The sequence below is a fragment of the Oleiphilus sp. HI0061 genome (assembly GCF_001635675.1).
On sequence record NZ_LWFE01000264.1, the window covers coordinates 1 to 1120 of the forward strand.

The window sequence follows — 1120 nt, forward strand, 5'->3', positions numbered from 1 at the left end:
TGCTGGGATAACTCTGTTGTGGAGCGGTTCTTTGGAAGCTTAAAGCATGACTGGGTTTTGAAAGTGCCCCAGCCAACGAGAGAGCATATGAGAAATGATGTGGCTGACTACATGCGTTATTACAACTTAGAGCGGCTCCATACTTCTAACGAAGATATGTCGCCAATCGAGTACGAAAACTCTTTAAGAAAAGTGTCCTGATTTAGTTGCGCAGAACAGTTGAGAGTGTACGGTAAACGATGCTCAAGACCTTGCCCATCAGCTCCGGGTAACGGTCCAGCAAAAAGCGCAACTGGAAAGGAAAACTCAGCACCCATTGGCGAATAGGCTCTGCGGGAAATACTTCATCCACCAAAAGTGCGGCACTCTCCGCCATCCGCCGAGCGCCACAACTAGGGCAGAAACCACTCCGTTTGCAGCTGAAAGCGACCAAACGCTCGTGATGACAATCTTCGCAGCGCACACGCAATTTGAGGCTGTTCAAATTTTGGTATCTACGAAGCTGGAATATCAACAAGGTCTATCTGTGTTTCTTGTTTTCCTTATGGAGTGTGTCTTCTTTTATCGTATCTCTGCTGTTTGCTATGGGAGCTCTTGGAACTAATCGGCCCTTGGCATTGGCTTTGGTATGTTATTTATTTCTAATTGTTGTTATTTATGCGGGCTCAGTGCACGATCCTTTCTGGTTTAAATCTACTAAGAATAATGAGTTAGCTCTGTTTCTTCAGGTTTACAAATCAGAAATGCTTATTGAGGGCGGGTCGAAGGATTAAAAAAAGGTTCGCAAATCATAGATATTAAAAAGTAAAGCTCATTGAATCATAACGCTATGATTAAATGAGCTTTTTCAGTCTAGAAAGGGTTGCATTTGTCCGGTTGTTGCCAAACTTATGCTTCCCTGTGAACCATAATTTTAGCAAATGCTAAACTTATGGTTACTTCCCTACTTTATTGGTTCTTGATGAACCAGCTTTTGGTGGAGACGGCGGGAATTGAACCCGCGTCCGTCAGCACTCTGCCATCGGCTCTACATGCTTAGAATCCGTTAATTAGTTTAACCTTCCACAGCCCAACGGGCAGGACGTGGTTGGCGAGCTCAGTAAAGTTTAACGAAACGACC

General features: G+C 44.4%; 1 protein-coding gene, 1 other RNA gene and 1 pseudogene. 1 reads left to right on the forward strand and 2 read right to left on the reverse strand.

Annotation, left to right across the window (positions count from 1 at the left end; genetic code table 11):
• Positions 1-201 (forward strand): IS3 family transposase (locus A3735_RS03400; protein ID WP_156499372.1); only part of this gene is annotated, 201 nt, incomplete at its 5' end.
• A gap of 10 nt (positions 202-211) precedes the next feature.
• Here A3735_RS03400 and A3735_RS28670 read toward each other — a convergent pair.
• Together A3735_RS28670 and ssrA are read right to left on the reverse strand one after the other, a co-directional pair.
• Positions 212-469: pseudogene (locus A3735_RS28670) on the reverse strand (transposase zinc-binding domain-containing protein); the annotation flags it as partial.
• Between the two features lie 505 nt (positions 470-974).
• Positions 975-1120: a transfer-messenger RNA gene (ssrA, locus tag A3735_RS03410) on the reverse strand; the annotation flags it as partial.